Origin of the sequence: Dietzia sp. CW19 (assembly GCF_014145265.1) — a bacterium.
GTDB lineage: Bacteria > Actinomycetota > Actinomycetes > Mycobacteriales > Mycobacteriaceae > Dietzia > Dietzia natronolimnaea.
On sequence record NZ_JAALEE010000108.1, the window covers coordinates 1 to 3,342 of the forward strand.

Below are 3,342 nucleotides of genomic sequence, written 5' to 3' on the forward strand. Positions count from 1 at the left end.
CGCCGCCACCCGACACGCCGCCACCCGACACTGCAACCCCCACTTCGTGGGCCGTCCGATCCCACCCTCAAGGAGCACCGAGATGACCACCACCGATCTCGATTCCACCCCACTGGACCCCGCCCTGTCCCACACCCGTGGGGACGCCGACGTCCCGCTGCTCACGCAGACGATCGCCGACAACCTGGCCGCCACGGTCGAGCGCTTCGGCGACCGCGACGCCCTCGTCGACGTGCAGGCCGGACGCCGGTGGACCTACACGGAGTTCCACGCCGACGTCCGTCGCCTGGCCTCGGGCCTGCTCCGGCTCGGGATCCGGACCGGCGACCGCGTGGGGATCTGGTCCCCCAACCGCTGGGAGTGGGTGATGATCCAGTACGCCACCGCCGAGATCGGGGCGGTGCTGGTCAACATCAACCCCTCCTACCGCGTCCACGAGCTGGAGTACGTGCTCAAGCAGGCCGGGATCAAGGCCGTGGTCGCGGCGCCCCAGTTCAAGGACTCGGACTACACCGGCATGCTCTCGCAGGTCCAGCCGAGCTGCCCGGACCTCGAGGTCGTCGTGCTGTTCGGCGACGAGGAGTGGGAGTCGATGATGTCGGGGCCCACCGACGCGGAGGAGCTGGCCGGGATACGCGCCGGTCTCGGCGCCGGCGACCCCATCAACATCCAGTACACGTCGGGCACGACCGGGTTCCCCAAGGGCGCCACCCTCTCGCACACCAACATCCTCAACAACGGGTTCTTCGTGGGCGAGACGATCAACTACTCGGAGGTGGACCGGGTGTGCATCCCGGTGCCCTTCTACCACTGCTTCGGCATGGTGATGGGCAACCTCGCGTGCACCACCCACGGGTCGTGCATGGTGATTCCCGCGCCCGCGTTCGACCCCGCCGCCTCGCTGCGGGCGGTGGCGCAGGAGAAGTGCACGAGTCTGTACGGCGTGCCGACGATGTTCATCGCCGAGCTCGCGCTCGAGGACTTCGACTCCTACGACCTGTCGTCCCTGCGGACCGGGATCATGGCGGGGTCGCCGTGCCCGGAGGCGACCATGCGTCAGGTGATCGACCAGATGAACATGGAGGAGGTCTCGATCTGTTACGGCATGACCGAGACCTCCCCGGTGTCCACCCAGACCCGGGCCGACGACTCGTTGGACCGCCGCGTCTCCACCGTGGGGCGGGTCGGCCAGCACCTGGAGATCAAGATCGTCGACCCGGAGTCGGGTGAGACCCTGCCGCGCGGCGAGGCGGGGGAGTTCTGTACCAAGGGGTACAGCGTGATGATCGGGTACTGGAACGAGCCGGAGAAGACCGCGGAGGCCCTCGACGCCGACGGGTGGATGCACACCGGGGACATCGGGGAGATGGACTCCGACGGTTACGTCAAGATCACCGGCCGGATCAAGGACATGGTGATCCGCGGCGGCGAGAACATCTATCCGCGCGAGGTCGAGGAGTTCCTCTACACGCACCCCGACATCCTCGACGCCCAGGTGATCGGGGTGCCGGATCCCAAGTACGGCGAGGAGCTCATGGCGTGGGTCCGGCTCAAGCCCGGGCGCGACGACCTCACGGCCGACGAGGTCCGCGATTTCGCCACCGGCAAGCTCGCGCGCCACAAGATCCCGAAGTACGTCCACGTGGTGGACGAGTTCCCCATGACGGTCACAGGCAAGGTCCGCAAGGTCGACATGCGCAAGACGGCGATCGAGATCCTCGGCATCGCCTGACGGCCCACACACCCAAGGAGGACGTGTATGTCCAGCAAGATCATGACAGCGGCGGAGGCCGTCGCGGACATCCCGGACGGGGCGTCGATCGCCGCCGGCGGATTCGGGCTGTGCGGGATCCCCCAGGTCGTCATCGAGGCCCTCGCGTCCCGCGACGTCGGCGACTTCGAGGTCTTCTCCAACAACGCCGGGGTCGACGGCAAGGGCCTCGGCATGCTCCTGGAGACCGGGAAGCTCCGGCGCATCGTCTCGTCGTACGTGGGCGAGAACAAGGAGTTCGCCCGCCAGTACCTGTCCGGTGAGCTCGAGGTCGAGTTGACGCCGCAGGGCACCCTCGCCGAGCGGATGCGCGCGGGCGGCTCCGGGATCGGGGCGTTCTACACGCGGACCGGCGTGGGCACCTACGTGGCCGACGGCGGGATGCCGTGGAAGTACGACTCCGAGGGCGGCGTCGCGGTGGCCTCGCCGCCCAAGGAGACCCGGGAGATCCGGGGCGAGACCTACGTGCTCGAGCAGGCCATCGAGGCCGACTTCTCGCTGGTGCGGGCTGCGGTCGCGGACCGCAGCGGCAACCTGCGGTTCAACCTCACCGCACGCAACTTCTCACCGTTGGCCGCCATGGCCGGCCGGGTGTGCATCGTCGAGGCGGAGAAGATCGTCGAGGTCGGCGAGCTGGCCCCCGACGACATCCACCTGCCCGGCATCTTCGTGCACCGCCTGGTGGAGCTCACCGCGCAGCAGGTGGAGCAGACCAAGTGGATCGAGAAGACCACCACCAACCCGCCCTCGGAAGGACAGCGCTGATGAGCAGGATCGGACGCGACCGCAAGGCGATGGCCGCCCGCGCGGCCCTCGAACTGTCGGACGGCCAGTACGTGAACCTCGGTATCGGGCTCCCGACGCTGGTGCCCAACTACGTCCCCGAGGACGTCAACGTCACCCTGCAGTCGGAGAACGGACTGCTCGGGATCGGCCCCTACCCACACCCGGACGACGTCGACCCGGACCTGATCAACGCCGGCAAGGAGACCGTCACCACGCTCCCCGGCTCGTCGATCTTCGACTCCGCGATGAGCTTCGGGATGATCCGCTCGGGCAAGATCGACGTGGCGATCCTGGGGGCGATGGAGGTCAACCCGGCCGGTGACATCGCCAACTGGATGGTGCCCGGCGCGATGGTCAAGGGCATGGGCGGCGCGATGGACCTCGTGGTGGGGGCCCGCCGCATCGTCGTGGTGATGGACCAGGTGGCCAAGGACGGCTCGTCCAAGATCGTCTCCGAGATCTCGCTGCCGCTCACGGGCCTGGGCTGCGTGGACCGGATCATCACGGAACTCGGGGTGTTCGACCGCGACGCAGACGGGCTGACCCTGGTGGAGATCGTCGACGGGGTGACCCTCGAGCAGGTCGCCGCCGCCACGGGAGCCCCGTACCGGGTGAGCGCGGACCTGGCGTGATCGAGGTGCTGGCGTGATCGAGGTGCTGCGGTAATCGCGCCACCGCCCGCCGGCGCCGCCGGACTCTGGACCACACCGGTCCGGGGTCGGGCGGCGCTCTCGGCGTTGGCCTGGGTGCTGGGGTATGTGGTCGGCCTCGTCGTCGTCGTCGTC

At 68.6% G+C, this 3,342-nt stretch carries 3 protein-coding genes; all 3 read left to right on the plus strand.

The genetic code is table 11. From position 1 onward, the window contains the following. Positions 1 to 82 precede the first annotated feature (82 nt). From G6021_RS03840 to G6021_RS03850, 3 genes are read left to right on the plus strand one after another with little or no spacing between them, the layout of a single operon-like run. On the plus strand, positions 83 to 1,732 hold the full coding sequence (locus G6021_RS03840; protein ID WP_179525848.1) for an AMP-binding protein: 1,650 nt from the start codon (positions 83 to 85) through the stop codon (positions 1,730 to 1,732). 27 nt (positions 1,733 to 1,759) lie between these two features. Next, positions 1,760 to 2,536, plus strand: coding sequence for a CoA transferase subunit A (locus G6021_RS03845; protein ID WP_179525847.1), 777 nt, complete (start codon positions 1,760 to 1,762; stop codon positions 2,534 to 2,536). After that, positions 2,536 to 3,189, plus strand: coding sequence for a 3-oxoacid CoA-transferase subunit B (locus tag G6021_RS03850; RefSeq protein ID WP_182639376.1), 654 nt, complete (start codon positions 2,536 to 2,538; stop codon positions 3,187 to 3,189). The genes G6021_RS03845 and G6021_RS03850 overlap by 1 nt, the downstream gene beginning before the upstream one ends. Positions 3,190 to 3,342: the final 153 nt, after the last annotated feature.

Excerpts from the sequence above, each read along its gene's own strand:
- G6021_RS03845 (WP_179525847.1), top strand. The coding sequence starts at position 1,760 with ATGTCCAGCAAGATCATGACAGCGGCGGAGGCCGTCGCGGACATCCCG.
- G6021_RS03850 (WP_182639376.1), top strand. The coding sequence starts at position 2,536 with ATGAGCAGGATCGGACGCGACCGCAAGGCGATGGCCGCCCGCGCGGCC.
- G6021_RS03840 (WP_179525848.1), top strand. The coding sequence starts at position 83 with ATGACCACCACCGATCTCGATTCCACCCCACTGGACCCCGCCCTGTCC.